Consider the following 17,695-nt stretch of genomic DNA (forward strand, 5'->3'; position numbering starts at 1 on the left):
ATGCTGAAGGATTGTCGAACCGTATGGGCCAACTGTCTTCGCGTCATCAAGGCAACCATTGGTGAGCAGAGCTTCCGGACGTGGTTTCAACCCATTGTGCCGGTGCAGCTCCACAATAACGTGTTGTTGATACAGGTGCCCAGCACCTATTTCTACGAGTTTCTGGAGGAGCACTACGTGGAGGAGCTGAAGCGCGCCATCCACCAGGAGCTGGGGCCTGAGGGCCGCCTGGAGTACAGCATTGTGGTGGACCAGGGCAACGCCCAGCAGAAGCCGCGCACGCTCAACCTGCCTACTACCCGCAAAACTGCCGGTCCGGCTACGGTAGCCACGCACGCGGCTACCTCTATGGCTGCCAGCGCCATGACCTCCTCGGCCCGCAATACAGCCGCCGCCTCGGTAGCGCCCGCCCCGGCTCCGCCTACCCTGCGCAACCCCTTCGAGGCCAGCAAAACCATTGAGCGCGACTACCTGAAGTCGCAGCTAAATACTACCTACACCTTCGAGAACTACATTGAGGGTGACTGTAACCGCCTGGCCCGCTCGGCGGGTTTGGCCGTGGCGAATAAGCCCGGTACTACCTCCTTCAACCCCTTGATGGTGTACGGGGGGGTAGGGCTGGGCAAGACCCACCTGGTGCAGGCCATCGGCAACCACATCAAGGCCACGAACACGGATAAGTTTGTGCTGTACGTGTCGGCGGAGAAGTTCACGAATCAGTTTATTGAAAGCCTGCGCTCCAATGCCGTGCAGGATTTTGCCAATTTCTACCTGCTGGTGGATATTCTGATTCTGGACGACGTGCAGTTCCTGTCGGGCAAGGACAAAACCCAGGAGATGTTCTTCCACATCTTCAACCACCTGCACCAGGCCGGCAAACAGATTGTGATGACCTCCGACCGGCCGCCCCGCGACCTGGTGGGCCTGGAAGACCGTTTGCTTTCCCGCTTCAAATGGGGCCTGACCGCCGACCTGCAAAGCCCCGACTTTGAGACGCGCATGGCCATCATCCAGAACAAAATGCAGCAGGATGGCATCGACATTCCGCCGCAGGTAGTGGAGTACCTGGCCCACTCGGTGAATACCAACGTGCGGGAGCTGGAAGGTGTGCTGATTTCGCTGGTGGCCCAGAGTAGCCTCAACCGTCGCGAGATTGACCTGGAAATGGCCAAGCAGGCGCTTCGCCACATCATTGAGGAGGTAGAAGCCGAAGTAAACCTCGACTTCATTCAGAAAACCTGCGCCGAATACTTTGGGGTGCCTCTGGATCTGCTGAAAGCCAAAACCCGCAAAAAAGAGGTGGTAACGGCCCGGCAGGTAGCCATGTACTTCGCCAAGGAGCACACCACGCACTCCCTGAAAAGCATCGGTCACCACTTCGGCGGCCGTGACCATAGCACCGTCATCCACTCCGTGCAAACGGTTTCGGACCTGATTGATTCTGACAAAGCCTTTCGGGGCACCATTGCGGAGCTGCGCAAGAAATTTGCCGGCAAGTAAGCAGGGTTTCCTACCCCCAACAAAAAGCCCAACCGTTAGTAGCGGTTGGGCTTTTTGTTGGGGGTAGGAGTAGTACGCTTAACATACGCTCCGGTCCGCCGGCGAAGCCGTTCGACCGGTTGTCTTTGTGCTGACTTCCGACCAATGAGGGTTACAGCCGATGCCAGGGGTAGGCGGACGCCAGAACGGCGTCGGACCGGATCGGACGCTTACGCCTGGGTGTCGCGCAGGTCGATGTTGTGTTTGGCGGCGAAAGCCCGTACCTGCTCGCGCATGAGGCGCTTGCGCTTGGCACCCTTCACCTGGCGCAGGCTCATGGCATAGGTACCGCCTTCTTTGAACAGCAAGCGCAGCTGCTGCGGAACCAGCTCCAGGCTGGCAATACCCTCGGCCGGGAAGGCCTGCTTCGGCCGGAACAGGCCGTCTTTGTGCACGATGTAGGCGGGCGTAAATTCCAGATAGCTCTGTGTCCCGAACACCGGCGCGTTGTGCACCAGCACGTAGCCCAGATAAATCAGGCTGAACACCAGGAATACATAGTGCAGAAAGTGCATGTCGCTGGCGCCTTCGCCCGTTACGATAAGCGCTACCGTGTAGCCAATCCAGAGCAAACCCAGGAAAAGCTGGCCTAGAAACGGAATGCGCTGGGTGTTGGCGGGCTGAAGACGAATGCGGGTAGAGTTGGGATGCATAAGGGCGTTGAAGTCGCTGAGACTGGCAAAAGTAAGCAGTTCAGCCTTCGTTGTTTGCTTTTCCGGGTTGGTTTTATGGTGGCGCCCGCCGGAGAGGGTAGGCGCCACCGCAAAACCAACCCGGCAATACAGATGGCCAGAGGCCTGTTTATTTTAGCGTAGCCGAGGCCAGCTCCATTTCCGGCACGGCGCTGAGCACCTGCGAAACGGGGCAGTTTTTCTTGGCAGTTTGAGCGTACTGCTGAAACTCTTCCTGCGAAAGGCCTTCTACCTCGCCCTCCGTGGTCAGGCTGATTTTCACGATTTTGGGTACCTCGCCAGAGGTGTCCAGCGTTACCTTCGACTCAGTGCGGATCTGTTTTACCTGCTTGCCGTCTTTGGTCAGGATGCTGGTCAGGAACATGGTATAGCAGCCGGCGTGGGCCGCTCCAATCAGCTCCTCTGGGTTGGTGCCTTTCTGCCCTTCAAAACGGGCGCCCACCGAGTACGGGGCCGATACCGTGCCGCTCTGGGTGCTGATGGTGCCGCTGCCTTTAATGTCGCCGTTCCATTCGGCGTTGCCACGCTGGTTGATCATGAGGTGAGGGAATGAAGAGTGAAGAAGTAAACTTGTGTGCTTCCTACGAAAATAAGCGGCCAAGGATAAGCTCGGGGGTAGCAAACCTGTGTTGCGGGAGCTAGTACCTTTGAGTTCTTCTTTAGTTAAAAGCAAACCCGTTCACGCTTCCACTACCTCTCTCCTCCAACGTTCATGGGCCTGAAATCTACCCTGAGCCGGCCCCTGGCCGCTTTTGTTGCCCGGCAGTACCGGCAATGGCAGCAAGACCCCATCGGCACTCAGCAGCGCCTGCTCCAGGGGCTGCTGGCCCAGGGGCAGCGCACGGCCTTCGGGCGCGACCATCACTTTGCCGGCATCCGTACGGCCCAGGATTTTGCCTGGCAGGTGCCCGTGCGCGACTACGAGGGTCTCAGCCCTTATTTTAACCGGGTGAAGGCCGGGGAGCCGGACGTTTTGTGGCCGGGCAAGCCGCTTTACCTGGCCAAAACCAGCGGTACTACCTCCGGCGCCAAATACATCCCGATAACCAACGACAGCATTCCGAACCACATCAACGGGGCCCGCGACGCGCTACTTCACTACGTGCACGCCACCGGCAAAAGCCGTTTCCTGGATGGCAAGCTGATTTTCCTGTCGGGCTCCCCGGAGCTGGAAACGGTGGCTGGTATTCACACTGGCCGGCTTTCGGGCATTGCCAACCACCACGTACCCGCCTACCTGCGCCGCAACCAGCTGCCCAGCTACCAGACCAACATCATTGAGGATTGGGAAACTAAGCTCGACCGCATCGTGGACGAAACCCTACCCCAGCCCATGTCCCTGATATCGGGGATTCCGCCTTGGGTGCAGATGTACTTTGATAGGATTGTGGCGCGCACGGGCCGGCCGGTAGGGGAGGTGTTTCCGCAGTTCGATTTGTTTGTGTACGGGGGCGTCAACTTCGAGCCCTACCGTAAAAAGCTGTTCGAAACCATCGGTCGGCCGGTGGACAGCATCGAGCTGTTTCCGGCCTCTGAGGGCTTTCTGGCGTTTCAGGACGAGCCCGGTAACCCCGGTTTACTCCTGCTGCTGGATGCGGGCATCTTCTTCGAGTTTATTCCGGCCGAGCGGTTTTTCGAGAAGAACCCGCCCCGCTGCACCCTGGCCGATGTGGAGCTGGACAAGAACTATGCCCTGGTGCTCAGCTCCAATGCTGGCCTCTGGGGCTACAGCATCGGCGACACGGTGCGCTTCACTCAGAAATATCCCTTTCGCGTCGTTGTGACGGGCCGCATTAAGCACTTCCTCTCGGCTTTCGGCGAGCATGTTATTGGCGAGGAGGTAGAGCAAACCCTGCGCGAGGCCATGCAGCAGCACCCCGAGGTAGAGGTAGTAGAATTCACAGTGGCCCCCCGCGTCAGCGACGACCCTGCCGTGCCTTCCCGCCACGAGTGGCTCATTGAGTTTGCCCGTCCGCCTCACGATGCTGCCGCCTTTGCCGCCGCCCTCGATGCCGGCCTGCGCCGCCGCAACGTCTATTACGACGACCTGCTGCGCGGCAACATCCTGGCCCCACTGCAACTCACGCCCCTGCCGGCTGGGGCATTCCAGCGCTACATGAAAAGCCTGGGCAAGCTCGGTGGCCAGAACAAAGTGCCCCGGTTGAGCAATGACAGGGGGGTAGCGGAAGGGTTGTTGCAGAGCCAGCTTTAGTAAGGTAAGTTGCCGCTAGCCTTATTTATAAGTATTCATCTACATCGCTAAACCCATGAAAAAAGCAGTTTCTGTAGTTGTAGCTAGTTTTTGTGCCGTAGTTGCTCTGGTCGCCTTCATGAGTGCAGGCTCCCCGGCACCGGCCGAAGGGCGCATGGAAGAATATGCGGTAGTGAGCGTGTATCAGTATGGCAAAAACAACTTTGTTAGCGTAACCATTGGCTCCAAGCCCAGCCAGGAGAAAGTCTATCAGAAGGAAAAGAACGTGGAACGCCACGACCTGGCACCCGTACTGGCCGAGTTAGAAAAGCTGAATGCGCAAGGCTTTGAGCTCCTGAACGGTACTGCCGCCATGCACAGTGTACATGGTGGCGGTGGTGAGCCTTTCTATTCCTTCATCATGAAGCGGCGCCTGAAATAAACCGCCCGGATGCTTTTCGCAACCAATCGGGTGAGGGTCTATTCTTACAAATACGGCTGCTTTGCCAGCGCCTTGCCTTGATGTCTGCAATACTGTTAGGAGTGTCTTGCGGCTTATTTATAGGACTGTTTCTCTGGATAAACAGAAAAACAGGGCAGGAAATATTGAAAGAAGGTTTCCACACCTGGGCAGTAGTAATAGAGTATAAGACCGAATTTGTACGGGTAGCCGGTAGCTGGACGTGGCTGGCATACCCGCAGGTGGACTATATATCGGAGAGGGGCCAGTTAAAGCACAGTCGGTTAAAATATGCGAGCAGTGAGAGGCTTTTACTAAGTATAGGAGATGAGATTGAGGTAGTATTGCACAAGGGCGAGCTTTACTTCAAGCCCCTATTCAGTCAAAGTCTATGGGAGCTTCTCGAAGGTGAGACGTTCTAAAGCTCCCGTAAGTCTAGTCTTTCTCAGTGCCCTTCGTCGCAAAATGATAAGTCAACTAACCAAACCCCACCTCCACGCCCTGTGCCTCGCCTACGTGCAAGAGCGCATCGAAGCCTGCCAAGCGGCCATTCAGGCGGCCCAGGAATCGGCTAACTCCGAAACCAAGAGCAGCGCCGGCGACAAGTACGAAACCGGCCGCGCCATGGCCCAGAACGAGCGGGACCGGAACGCCGTGCAGCTCCAGCAAGCCCTGCAACTCCAGGGCGAGGTTCAGCGCATCAACCCCGAGCTGCCCTGCGACACGGTGCGGCCCGGCGCCCTGGTTTCTACCAGCATGGGATGGTTCTACATCAGCATCAGCGCCGGCAAGCTCACCCTGGACGGGCAGGATTACTTTGCGGTATCGGCGGCGGCGCCCGTGGCAGCGGCGTTGGCCGGCAAGCGGGCCGGGGAGCAGGCGGCGTTCAACGGGAAGCCGGTCCGCATAGAAGCCATAGCCTAAACCGCATGCGAAGTTAAGTCCAGCTTCGCGCTACTTTTGTACATGTCCTTCCCTACCCCCAAGCGCGTTACCCTGCTCGGCTCCACCGGTTCCATCGGTACCCAGGCCCTTGATGTGATGCGCGCCCAGCCCGGCCAGTTCACCGTCACGGCCCTGTCGGCGCAGTCGAATGCCGATTTGCTGATTCAGCAGGCCCGCGAGTTCCGGCCCGCCGCCGTGGTTATCGGCGACGAATCCAAATACCCAACCGTAAAAGCCGCCCTGGCCAGCCAGCCCGAAACCGAAGTGCTGACCGGCGCAGCAGCCCTGGCCGACGTGGCCGGCCGCGAGGATTCCGATGTAGTGCTCACGGCCATGGTGGGCTACGCCGGGCTGCTGCCCACGGTGCGCGCTATCCGGGCCGGCAAAACCATTGCCCTGGCCAACAAAGAAACCCTGGTAGTAGCTGGCCAACTGATTACCGAGTTGGTGAAAGAACACGGGGTAGGGCTTTATCCCGTCGATTCCGAGCACTCGGCCATTTTTCAGTGCCTGGTAGGGGAGGAGCAGAACCCCATCGAAAAGATTATCCTCACGGCCTCGGGCGGACCGTTCCGGGGCCGCACCCGCGAGCAGCTGGCCCTCGTGACGAAGGCCCAGGCCCTCAAGCACCCCAACTGGGATATGGGCGCCAAAATCACCATCGACTCGGCTTCCCTGATGAACAAGGGGCTGGAAGTGATTGAAGCCAAGTGGCTGTTTGGCCTGCACGACGACCAGATTGAGGTAATCGTGCACCCTCAAAGCATTATCCACTCCCTGGTGCAGTTTGAAGATGGCTCCCTGAAGGCCCAGCTAGGCCTGCCCGACATGAAGCTGCCCATTCAGTACGCCCTGGGTTACCCCCAGCGCCTGCCTAGCCAATTCCCGCGCTTCCGCTTTCTCGACTATCCCCAGCTTACCTTCGAACAACCCGATATCGATACTTTCCGCAACCTGGCCCTGGCCTTTGAGGCCATGCGGCGCGGCGGCAACGCGCCTTGCGTGCTAAACGCTGCCAACGAAGTAGCCGTAGCCGCCTTCCTGCGCGACGAAATCGGGTTCCTGGAAATGTCGGAGGTGGTAGAAACCAGCCTCGCCAGGGTTTCGTACCTTGCCGCTCCTAGCTTGGAGGACTACGTACAAACCGACATCGAAACGCGCCGCATTGCCCAGGAGCTGATTGGGGCCCGCGCCTGACACCCTGGCCGGTCCGGGCACTACTCCCGGGTTCGGTGCGTTGTTTGTGTTCTGTTCTTGGGGCTGTATCTGGCTATTATGCCAGGCATCAGCCTGCCACTTACCTAATCACCTAAAATACCCTACCCCCTTTGGAAGGACTTATCATGGCCGGGCAGATGCTGCTGGGCCTTTCCATTCTGGTTGGTTTGCACGAGTTTGGACACTTCGCAGCCGCCAAATACTTTAAAATCCGCGTCGATAAGTTTTATATCTTCTTCGACTTCCTGTTTCCGTTGCCGGGCGTAATGAACTTCGCCCTGTTCAAGAAGAAAGTGGGCGAAACGGAGTATGGCCTGGGTTGGTTTCCGCTGGGCGGCTACGTGGCCATCCACGGCATGATTGACGAAACCCAGGATGCCGACAGCCTCGCGGCCGAGCCCCAGCCCAACGAGTTTCGGGCCAAGCCGGCCTGGCAGCGCCTGATTGTGATGCTGGGCGGCATCATCATGAACGTCATCACCGGCATCATCATCTTCACGCTCATCACCTTTAAGTATGGTGAAAGCTACCTGCCGGCCGCAGAGGCACGCTATGGGGTAGTTCCCAACGAGTTGGGCAAGGAAATTGGCTTCCGGACCGGGGATAAGATTGTCAAGATCAACGGCCAGCCCTTCGCGGAGTTCAACGATGTGTACAGCCCCGAAGTAGTACTGGGCAACAACGCCTATTACACCGTGGACCGGGGCGGGCAGCTGCTCGACATCAACGTGCCCAACAACTTTATGGACCGTTTGGCCGATGAAGGCCAGTCGGCTTTCGTGCTGCCCCTCGACCCCTTCGTGGTAGATCAGGTGGTAGGGAGCAGCCCCGCCGCTAAAGCCGGCCTGCAGCCCAACGACCGGATTCTGAAGGTGGGCAACCAGCCCATCCAATTCTTTCCGGAGCTGCAAAAAGCTCTGAAGGATAACGCCGGCAAAGCCACTCCGCTGCAAGTAGAACGCGGCGGCCAGCCCCTGACGCTCACGGTAAATGTGGATGAGGATGGTAAAATCGGCTTCCTGCCGAAGTCGTTGCTCAAGTTTGCTACCCGCCAATACGGGCTGGCGGAGTCGGTGCCGGTGGGTACCAAGCAGGCCTTTGGGGTAGTGACTACGCAAGTGAAGGCCTTCGCCAAGATTTTCCGCGGCGAGGCTTCCTTCCGCAAGTCCATTGGTGGCCCCATTGAAATTGCTCAGCAATATGGCGGCAAGTGGGACTGGTTCCGCTTCTGGACCCTGACTGGGATGCTGTCTATGGTGCTGGCTTTCATGAACCTGCTGCCCATTCCGGCCCTCGATGGTGGCCACGTTATTTTCCTGCTTTACGAAATGATTGCCGGCCGTAAGCCTTCCGATAAGTTTCTGGAAAACGCGCAGAAAGTGGGCATGCTCCTGATTCTGGGGCTGATGGCCTTCGTGCTTATCATTAACCCGCTGCTTAAGTCATTTGGGAAGTAAGCTTCGGCTTATTGAGTTTCAGAAGCCGTGCTGCCGCGAGGTGGCACGGCTTTTATTATAGATCTGGCACCTGCAACCATCTGGTTGTGTTTCACACCTTTTGCCTATGTTTTCTTCTTCCTTCTTCCGGCGCTTTGGGCTGGTAGCGGCCTTTCTGCTGCTGGCGCATCTGGTAGCCTGGGCGCACGCCTACCATGCCAGCATCATGGAGGTGCGCTTCAACCCCGGCAAGCAGCGCCTGGAAATGGCCCTGAAAATCTTTATCGACGACCTGGAGCAAGGGCTGTCCGTTGGCAAGACTACCCCCGTCCGTACCGACCAACTCTCGCGGGCCCAGCTTGATCCGCTGCTAATGGATCTGCTGCGCCGCTCGGTGCAGTTCAGTTCCCGGCCGGGGCAGGCATTGCCGTTTACGCTGGTGGGCCTGCAGAAAGAAAAGGACTCGTACTGGATTTACTTTACGGCGCCGCTGCCCACTACAGCCACCGGCGTGAGCCTGCGTCATCAGCTGCTGCTCGACCTGTTTCCCGACCAAATGAACATTGTCAACCTCGAAGCCAAGGGCAACAAGCAAAGCCTGCTTTTCCGCGACGGCGAAACGCAACAGCAGCTGAAGTGGTGAACGGTGTCATGGCGAGTGAAGTGAAGTCAGCCTTCCTCCGCGTGTGACAAGCCTGATAAAGTGAGAAGCCCTTGACGTATTGTAACGTCAAGGGCTTCTCACTTTATCAGGGGGTAGCGCTTTGTGAAGTAAGGATTAATTCACTGCTCGCTATTTTACTTCTACCAGCCGCTGCCACCGGCATCTTTCTGCTCGCTTTCCGGCTTGATGAGGCGGAACTCCACGCGGCGGTTAGTGCGGGCGTCTTCCTCCGTGACTTCGGCCTTGAGGGGTTGGGTGCTGCCGTAGCCCATACTCTCAATGCGGTTGGGCTTGAGTTTGCCTTTTTGCTCAATGTAGCGCCGGATGGCTTCGGCCCGGTCCTGCGAGAGGGTCATGTTAAAGTCCGGGTCGCCTTTGCTGTCGGTGTGGCCCGAGATGCTGAGCCGGAACGTGGGGTGGTCAACCAGAAACACGGCAATACGGTCCAGAATGGGATGCATGCTGGCCCGGATGTTGGCCTTATCCTGGTCGAACTCGATGTTCTTGAAAATCAGCGGCAGCTTGTAGTCGATGGAGTTGGTCATCAGCTTCATCACCGTGTCGCCCTGTAGCGCGAACTTCTTTTCCACGCTGAAAAAGTCGGGGCTCTGAATCAGCATCACGTAGTGGGAACCTTCAATCAGGTCGAAATCGAAGGAGCCGTCGTCGCGCAGATACTTGCTGGCTACCTCAATGCCGTTATCCGTGTCGATGATACTGACGATACCGTTCAGCGGCCGGCGGCTTACCGAGTCAATAAGGGAGCCCTCTACGTGCGTAGTCGCCAAGGGCTGGGCCTCCATGGGCAGCGGAAACGAGAAGAGGTCGAGGTTCTTCATTTCCTTTTCCTCGGAGCGGGCGTAGTACAGGTTTCTCGACTCAGAATCAATGGTAAAATAGTACTCCGAGCCCCTGCCATTTACGAGCGGCCCAATGTTGATGGGCTCCTGCCACCGGCCGCGTACCCGGTACGTCTTATAAATGTCGAAGTCGCCGAAGTTGAGCAGCTGCCCGCGGGAGCTGAAGTAAAGCACATGGTAGAGGGGGTGGTAGAAGGGGCTCACCTCACTCTCACGGGTATTCACCACCGGCCCCATGTTCTGCGCTTTGCCCCACTGCCCGTTCTTCTGCTTTACCGTGTACCAGATGTCCGAAAGGCCAAAGCCGCCCAGACGGTCGGAGGCGAAGTATAGCGTGTCCTCACCGGGGGAGAGGGTAGGCTGCGAGTCCCAGGCCGTGGAGTTGACGTTGCTACCGAGCGTTTTGGGCGCACTCCACTGACCATCCTTGAAGGTGGAAACGTACAGGTCGCAGTTGCCGTGGCAGGTAGGGCACTCGCAGCGGGCGAAGAATAGGGTTTTGCCATCCTTGCTAATGCAGGCTGAGCCCTCGTTGTAGGAAGAGTTAATGGGTTTGGGCAAAGGCTCAGCCTCCGTCCAGAGGCCGTTTTCGCGCCGGGAGGTGTACAGGTCCTCATCTACTACCCCGTGTATGCCGCGCATCTTGCGCTTGGAGGAGAAGATAAGCTGGTCAGCATCAGCATTGAGGGTAGGGCCGTAGTCCTCCACTTTGGAGTTGATGGCATCGCCCATGCTGGTGTACACGCCCTTAGGCGGCCGGAAAGCGGCAATGTTCTTTCGGTACTCTACAATGTCGTAGTACGTTTTGAGGGGCACGTACAGGTCAGCCGTTTTCTGCTCCAGCGAGTCGTAGTAGAGCTGCACCTTCTTCAGGTCGTGGCGGCGGTGCTTGAGGGCCAGGCGGTAATAGGCCTTGGCCCGGTCTTCGTTGCCGGCCTTTTCCCAGAGCTGGCCCAGACGCCAGAGCAAGCCGGTGTCCTTATAGAAGTTCTCGATTCCGAACCGGCTCACGTACACATCCAGCAGGTTACGGGCGGCATTCCAGTTCTTGCGTTTCTCGGCCCGCTGAATTTCCCGCAGCGCCTTCTTATCCTCGAAATAGGCCAGGCGGTTGATATTCGGGAAGTCGGGGGTAGCGTCGGTGCGGGCCCGGGCGCTCCGGATAACTTTGGCGCTTAGCTTCCGTTGCGCGTTGGGTAGGCTACTTTTCTGCTGGGCCTTTACCACAGCAGGTAACATCAGTGCCAGCAGCAGCAACGGTCCAGAAAGCACGAAACGGAAAAAGCGAAGCATAGCAATGATAAAGCACGGGGGCCGTGGGAGTCGGCAAGCATCAAAAATAGGAATTTTTGGATGCAGGCGTATATAGTGCGGCTGCCGGAGTCGGCGCCCGGCCCTGGCAATCCTACGGAGGAGCTCTGCCGATGTGGCCGGCTGGGTTGGTGGCACGGCGCTTGCCGAAATTCATACCTTCGAACAACTCCCTACGTTTAAGCCTAAGCTTATCCCACGCTTCTGTCATTCTGACACGCAGCGTTGCTTTTCTGTCTCTCCCCGCATGAGTCAATATAATTCACCCAAGTCACCACTCTCTTCCTTACTGCTGATGGCTGAAGATTCTGAAGAAATGGTGTCCATTGTGGCTGCCGACCCCGATCAGACGCTCAGCGCCGATGAATCGCCGGAGGTGCTGCCGCTGCTGCCCGTACGCAATACGGTGCTGTTTCCGGGGGTAGTGCTGCCCGTAACGGTTACCCGTAAGAAAAGCATCCGGCTGGTGCGCAAGGCCTACCGCGGCAACAAGATTGTGGGGGTAGTGGCCCAGAAGAACGGGCAGAGCGACGACCCTACTCTGCAGGATCTGTATCAGGTGGGTACCATGGCCAAAATCTTGAAGCTGCTGGTGCTGCCCGACGGCAATACCACCATCATCATTCAGGGCCAGTCGCGCTTCCGCATTGAGGCCGAGGTGCAGAGCACGCCCTACCTCACGGCGCGGGTAAGCTACTCGCCTGAGGCTTTCCCCAACAAGCAATCCAAGGAAGTAAAGGCCCTGGTATCGTCGTTGAAGGAAGCGGCGGCCAAGATGCTGAAGCTGAACCCCGAGATTCCGCAGGAAGCGCAGGTGGCCCTGGATAATATTGAGTCGCCCTCTTTCTTAACCCACTTCCTCTCGTCCAACATCAACGTGGAGGTAGGAATTAAGCAGCAGCTGCTGGAAATAAACGACGGCGTGGAGCGCGGCACTCAGCTGCTGGAGCTGATGCTGAAGGAAATTCAGCTGCTGGAAATCAAGCGCGAAATCCACACCAAGGTCCACACCGATATCGACCAGCAACAGCGCGACTATTTCCTGCGCCAGCAGATTAAAGTGCTGCAGGATGAGCTGGGCTTCGATGGCCCTGACCAGGAAGTGGAAAAGCTGCGCCAGCGTGCCAAAGACAAAAAATGGCCCGAGGCAGTAGCCAAGCACTTTACCAAGGAGCTGGACAAACTCACCCGCATCAACCCCCAGGCTGCCGAGTACCCGGTAAGCCTGAATTACGTGGAGTTTCTTCTGGACTTGCCCTGGGGCGAATACACCAAGGACAACTTCAACCTGAAGCGGACTCAGAAAATCCTCGACCAGGACCACTACGGCATGGAAAAGGTGAAGGCGCGCATCATTGAGTACCTCGCCGTGCTCAAGCTGAAGCAAGATTTGAAAGCTCCGATTCTGTGCTTGTATGGCCCTCCGGGGGTAGGAAAAACTTCCCTGGGCCGCTCCATCGCCAAGGCGCTGGGCCGGCAGTACGTGCGCATGAGCCTGGGCGGCGTGCGCGACGAGGCCGAAATTCGGGGGCACCGCAAAACCTACGTGGGGGCCATGCCCGGCCGCATCATCTCCCAGATCAAGAAGGCGGGCGCCTCCAACCCGGTTATCGTGCTCGACGAAATTGATAAGCTGGCTTCCGACTTCCGCGGTGACCCCTCGTCGGCGCTGCTGGAAGTGCTGGATCCCGAGCAAAACTCCACCTTCACCGACAACTACCTGGAGGTAGAATATGACCTGTCGCGGGTACTGTTCATTGCCACGGCCAACTCCCTGGAAACCATTCAGCCTGCCCTGCGCGACCGGATGGAAATCATTGACCTGACGGGCTACACGCTGGAGGAGAAAACCCAGATTGCCAAAAAGCACCTCTGGCCCAAGTTGCTGCAGGAGCACGGCCTTGGCCTGAAGGATGCCGGCATCAGCACCTCAGCCCTGCAGCGCGTGATTGATGACTACACCCGCGAGAGTGGAGTGCGCAGCCTGGAGCGCAAGCTGGGCGCGGTGGTGCGCAACGTGGCCAAGAGCAAAGCCATGAATGAAGCCTTCCCTTCGATCCTGGAGCCCAAGGATATTCACCGCATCCTTGGGGCCGCCATCTTCGACCGGGACCAGTACCAGGATAACGAAACCGCCGGGGTAGTAACAGGACTGGCCTGGACAAGCGTGGGCGGCGACATTCTCTTTGTTGAGAGCCTGCTGAGCCGGGGTAGGGGCAAGCTCACCCTGTCAGGCCAGCTCGGCGACGTGATGAAGGAATCGGCCGTGACGGCCCTGAGCTACCTGCGCAGCCGGGCCGAGGAGTTGGATATCGATTACCGCCTCTTCGACCAGTACGACCTGCACATTCACTTCCCCGAAGGAGCCGTGCCCAAGGATGGGCCCAGCGCAGGCATTGCCATCTTTACCAGTATTGCTTCGGTATTTACCCAGCGCAAAATCCGTAGCCATCTGGCCATGACGGGCGAAATTACGCTCCGTGGCAAGGTGCTGCCGGTAGGCGGAATCAAGGAAAAGATTCTGGCTGCTAAGCGGGCCGGCGTCCGCGACATTATTCTGTGCCCCAAGAATAAGAAGGACATCGACGAAATTTCGGCCGATTATCTCAAGGATTTGACCATCCACTACGCCGACCGCGTGGATGATGTGCTGCGGGTGGCGTTGCTGGAAGAAAAAGTAGCCCACCCCATCAAGCTGGTGGTGCGCGACGAGGCGCCAATGCCAGCAGCCCCGAGTGTAGAAGTTAGTTAAGGCTGTCCAATTCCCTACCCCTTTGGCGTAAACGAGGGGGTAGGGAATTCTCCCTTTGGGCACGCAATAAAGCGGCGGAAGCAGGCGTCTTATCAGGCAACCTGCTTTATCTTTCCCCCGATGATTCGACCTTTACGCCCCCGCCTTTTTCTGCTCTCTTTTCTGGTGCTGGGCCTGGGTGGTCTTACCCCGGCGGTGGCCCAGATTGGCGGGCAGCAGGCGTTTTCTTTTCTCAACCTGCCCACCAGCGCCAAGCTGGCCGGGCTGGGTGGCGTGAACGTTTCTTCGCGCGACGCCGATGGCACCATGCTCTACGGCAACCCGGCCCTGCTGAATGCCGATATGGATGGCCGGCTGGCCCTGGGCTACGTCGATTATCTGGCCGATATCAAGCAAAGCACGGCCGTGTACGTGTTCAATACCAAGAAGGCAGGCCGCTTTGGGGTCGGGCTTACCTACCTGAGCTACGGCAACTTCGAGCAGTTTGACGCGGCGGGCAATTCACTGGGGCAGTTTTCAGTGAACGAGTACGCCCTGAGTATCGCCGATTCCTATACCAGCGGGGCCTTTACCATTGGTGGCACCCTGAAACTGGCAGGCTCGGGCATCGCCGGCAACCACTCCTTTGCGGCGCTGGCCGATGTAGGTGGGTTGTTCAAGCACCCGGAGCAGGACTTTACCGTAGGCTTGGTAGTGCGCAACGCCGGTATTCAGCTGAAGCCCTACGATGGCGCCGACCGGGAGCCCATGCCCCTTGATGTGGAGCTGGGCACTTCGTTTAAGCCTGAGCACCTGCCGCTGCGTTTTTCCTTCACGGCCCACCACCTGCAGCGCCTCGACATCGTGTACCTCGACCCTAACCAGCGGGGCCAGCTAGATGAGAACGGCGAGGAAATCAAACCTAAGAAGAGCCTGGGCGACAAGATTGCCCGGCATTTTGTGGTAGGCGGGGAGCTGCTGCTCAGCAAAAACCTGAACCTGCGCGTTGGCTACAACCACCTGCAGCGCCGGGAACTGCGCCTGGAAAATACCTCGGGCGGTGCGGGCTTCTCCTTTGGGGTAATGCTGCGCGTCAGCCAGTTTCAGCTCGACTATACCCACGCCGGCTACCATGCTTCGGGTGGGGCCAACTACTTCACTATTGCCCGCAACCTCGATTCCTTGTTTAAAAAATCACAGTAACTACCCTCTTTTCCTACCCCCTGGCTCGTAGCTAATCTGGCAGGCCTCCTGCTTTGGCTTTTGCCGTAACTACCTGTTCTTCCTTCCGCCGGGCTTCGGAAGTCGCACCGCTTCGTTATCCGGCTTGTTTACCCCTGATTCTTATGCTTGACTCCGCTGAGTTTCTCACCCCGGCCCAGATTGTGGCTGAGCTCGATAAGTACATCATTGGCCAGCACGAGGCCAAGCGCCATGTGGCCATTGCCCTGCGCAACCGGTGGCGCCGCCTGCATGCTCCCGGCGAGATGCAGCGCGAAATCGTGCCTAACAACATCCTGATGATTGGCTCCACCGGCGTCGGCAAAACGGAAATTGCCCGCCGTCTGGCCAGCATTTCGGGTGCTCCGTTCACGAAAGTGGAAGCTTCCAAGTTTACTGAGGTAGGCTACGTAGGCCGCGATGTGGAAAGCATGGTGCGCGACCTGGTGGAGCAGTCGGTGAACATGGTGAAACAGCGCCGCAAGGAGGAAGTGAAGGTGCAGGCGGCCCAGGCCGTGGAAGATGTTATCCTTGACATCCTGATTCCGCCGGTTACTACCTCCGCTGCGGCTCCCAAGCCTGCCTTAGGTTTCCCCACTACCGCCAGCGAGATGCCTGATTCCGACCACGAGCTGAATGAGCGCACCCGGGAACGGTTCCGGGAAAAGATTCGGAACGGAGAAATGGATGAGCGCAAAATCGAAATCCGGGTGCAGCAGAACAGCAGCCCGGGCATCGGCGTAATCGGTGGTCCGGCCGGTATGGATGAGGCCAGCATGGCCGGCATCCAGGACATGCTCGGCTCCATGCTCCCTAAAAAGACTCGCAAGCGCAAGGTAACGGTTGCCGAGGCCCGCAAAATCCTGCTCGATGAGGAAGCGGCCAAGCTCATCGATATGGATGAGGTAAAGGATGAAGCCATTCGGCACGCTGAAAATGCGGGCATCATCTTCATTGACGAAATCGACAAAGTGGCCAGTCGTAGCGGCAAGGGGGGCGGTGGCCCTGATGTAAGCCGGGAAGGCGTGCAGCGCGACCTGCTGCCCATCGTGGAAGGCTCAGCTGTCAGCACCAAGTATGGCATTATCCACACCGACCATATCCTGTTTATTGCGGCCGGTGCCTTTCACGTGGCCAAGCCCTCTGACTTGATTCCGGAGCTGCAGGGTCGCTTCCCCATTCGGGTGGAGCTGCAGAGCCTGAGCAAGGACGACTTCTTCCGCATCCTGAAAGACCCCAAAAACGCCCTGACCAAGCAGTACGAGGCCTTGCTGCAGGCCGAAGGGGTAGCCTTGTCGTTCGAAGATTCCGCCCTGGAGCGGCTGGCTGAAATTGCCTTCGAGGTCAACAGCGAGGTAGAAAACATCGGGGCCCGGCGTCTGCACACGGTCATGAGCCGCCTGCTCAATGACATCCTGTTCGATGTGCCGGACAAAATCGGCCCAAATGCGCAGATTTTGGTCAACCGCGACATGGTAGAAGACCGTCTCCGCGACATGGTCCGCAACCGCGACCTAAGCCAGTATATCCTATGAAGAGGGGGTAGGGCAGTACTATTCCACTGACCTAAACAGAGAAAAGAGGCTGCAACGGTAGCCTCTTTTTCGTTTTAGACCGTACTTTTTACCGGTCTCTCATCTCCCTCACCCATTCACCATGCACTATTACATCATCACCGGAGCCAGCCGCGGACTGGGCAAAGCCCTGGCGGAAGCTGTGCTGCGCCTGCCCGATACGAAGGTTGTCGGCGTTTCGCGCCACGCCACTATCGAGCACGAGCAGTACGCTCATCAGCCCCTGGACCTGTCCGATATGCTGGCCGTGCAAAACAACCTGCACAAAGTATTCCCGCAGTGGCCCGATGCTGAAAGCATCACCCTTATCAACAACGCCGCCGTGCTCGGCGAAATCGGCTACCTGGGTGAGCATCAGAACGAGCACTTCGAGTTCGTGTTTGATGTGAATATTGTGGCTCCTGCCATGTTCATGAACACGTTCCTGAGCGCCTATGGCGGGCTGTCAGTGCCGCGTACCATCCTCAACATCAGCAGCGGTGCCGCCCAGCGGGCCGTTGACGGCTGGGGCGCCTATTCGGCCTCCAAAGCCGCCCTCGATGCGCTGTCCTGCACCGCCCAGAAAGAGCAGGATCTGCGCGGCAGCGGCATCCGTATCCGTAGTCTCTCCCCCGGCATCCTCGATACGGCCATGCAGGAGCACATCCGCACCGCCGATGAGCACAGCTTCAGTGAAGCCGTCCGGTTTGCTGGCTTTCACCAGGAAGGAAGGCTGGCCCAGCCAGAGGAGGTAGCAGAAAAAATTATTGGATGGCTGCGGCACCCCGCCTCAGCCGATGAAAAGGTGGTGTTGCGTATAGACTCCCTATAAAAAAAGCCCCGGCTAGTAAGGCCGGGGCTTTTTATTGCTATA

The 17,695-nt window shown here is 58.0% G+C and carries 15 protein-coding genes; 12 read left to right on the top strand and 3 right to left on the bottom strand.

What is annotated here, in order from left to right; translation table 11 throughout:
• Positions 1-1,500, top strand: a complete 1,500-nt coding sequence (gene dnaA / locus FGZ14_RS00005; RefSeq protein ID WP_139919969.1) for a chromosomal replication initiator protein DnaA — start codon at positions 1-3, stop codon at positions 1,498-1,500.
• Positions 1,501-1,709: 209 nt separating this feature from the next.
• On the opposite strand, the gene FGZ14_RS00010 is transcribed toward dnaA, so the two are convergent.
• Positions 1,710-2,192, bottom strand: a complete 483-nt coding sequence (locus FGZ14_RS00010; protein WP_139919970.1) for a hypothetical protein — start codon at positions 2,190-2,192, stop codon at positions 1,710-1,712.
• 148 nt (positions 2,193-2,340) lie between these two features.
• On the bottom strand, positions 2,341-2,769 hold the full coding sequence (locus tag FGZ14_RS00015; protein WP_139919971.1) for an OsmC family peroxiredoxin: 429 nt from the start codon (positions 2,767-2,769) through the stop codon (positions 2,341-2,343).
• Between the two features lie 174 nt (positions 2,770-2,943).
• On the opposite strand from FGZ14_RS00015, the gene FGZ14_RS00020 reads away from it, so the two are divergent.
• The 7 genes from FGZ14_RS00020 (at position 2,944) to FGZ14_RS00050 (ending at position 9,124) form a co-directional block, all read left to right on the top strand.
• Entirely contained in the window at positions 2,944-4,443 is a 1,500-nt protein-coding gene (locus FGZ14_RS00020; RefSeq protein WP_139919972.1) for a GH3 auxin-responsive promoter family protein, read from the top strand.
• A 118-nt stretch (positions 4,444-4,561) separates the two neighbouring features.
• Positions 4,562-4,864, top strand: coding sequence for a hypothetical protein (locus FGZ14_RS00025; protein ID WP_139919973.1), 303 nt, complete (start codon positions 4,562-4,564; stop codon positions 4,862-4,864).
• A gap of 80 nt (positions 4,865-4,944) precedes the next feature.
• Positions 4,945-5,304: a hypothetical protein gene (locus FGZ14_RS00030; RefSeq protein ID WP_139919974.1), complete on the top strand. Its 360-nt coding sequence runs from the start codon at positions 4,945-4,947 to the stop codon at positions 5,302-5,304.
• Between the two features lie 43 nt (positions 5,305-5,347).
• Positions 5,348-5,806, top strand: coding sequence for a 3-oxoacyl-ACP synthase (locus tag FGZ14_RS00035; protein WP_139919975.1), 459 nt, complete (start codon positions 5,348-5,350; stop codon positions 5,804-5,806).
• 42 nt (positions 5,807-5,848) lie between these two features.
• Complete coding sequence (locus FGZ14_RS00040) at positions 5,849-7,024, top strand: 1-deoxy-D-xylulose-5-phosphate reductoisomerase (protein ID WP_139919976.1); 1,176 nt, start codon at positions 5,849-5,851, stop codon at positions 7,022-7,024.
• Between the two features lie 131 nt (positions 7,025-7,155).
• Positions 7,156-8,502 (top strand): RIP metalloprotease RseP, encoded by a 1,347-nt coding sequence (gene rseP / locus FGZ14_RS00045; protein WP_139919977.1) that lies wholly within the window; start codon positions 7,156-7,158, stop codon positions 8,500-8,502.
• Between the two features lie 106 nt (positions 8,503-8,608).
• Positions 8,609-9,124 (top strand): DUF6702 family protein, encoded by a 516-nt coding sequence (locus tag FGZ14_RS00050; protein WP_139919978.1) that lies wholly within the window; start codon positions 8,609-8,611, stop codon positions 9,122-9,124.
• 161 nt (positions 9,125-9,285) lie between these two features.
• Here FGZ14_RS00050 and FGZ14_RS00055 read toward each other — a convergent pair whose 3' ends face one another.
• On the bottom strand, positions 9,286-11,298 hold the full coding sequence (locus FGZ14_RS00055; protein WP_257883294.1) for an OmpA family protein: 2,013 nt from the start codon (positions 11,296-11,298) through the stop codon (positions 9,286-9,288).
• A gap of 313 nt (positions 11,299-11,611) precedes the next feature.
• Here FGZ14_RS00055 and lon point away from each other — a divergent pair, with 313 nt between their 5' ends.
• The 4 genes from lon (at position 11,612) to FGZ14_RS00075 (ending at position 17,653) form a co-directional block, all read left to right on the top strand.
• Positions 11,612-14,068, top strand: coding sequence for an endopeptidase La (gene lon, locus FGZ14_RS00060; protein WP_139919979.1), 2,457 nt, complete (start codon positions 11,612-11,614; stop codon positions 14,066-14,068).
• 120 nt (positions 14,069-14,188) lie between these two features.
• Entirely contained in the window at positions 14,189-15,250 is a 1,062-nt protein-coding gene (porQ, locus tag FGZ14_RS00065) for a type IX secretion system protein PorQ (RefSeq protein WP_139919980.1), read from the top strand.
• A gap of 143 nt (positions 15,251-15,393) precedes the next feature.
• Positions 15,394-16,803 carry an ATP-dependent protease ATPase subunit HslU gene (gene hslU / locus FGZ14_RS00070; RefSeq protein WP_139919981.1) on the top strand — a complete coding sequence of 470 codons (1,410 nt, stop codon included), beginning with the start codon at positions 15,394-15,396 and terminating at the stop codon, positions 16,801-16,803.
• Positions 16,804-16,924: 121 nt separating this feature from the next.
• Positions 16,925-17,653, top strand: coding sequence for an SDR family NAD(P)-dependent oxidoreductase (locus FGZ14_RS00075; protein WP_139919982.1), 729 nt, complete (start codon positions 16,925-16,927; stop codon positions 17,651-17,653).
• Positions 17,654-17,695 lie beyond the last annotated feature (42 nt).

The organism is Hymenobacter sp. DG01, from assembly GCF_006352025.1.
GTDB lineage: Bacteria > Bacteroidota > Bacteroidia > Cytophagales > Hymenobacteraceae > Hymenobacter.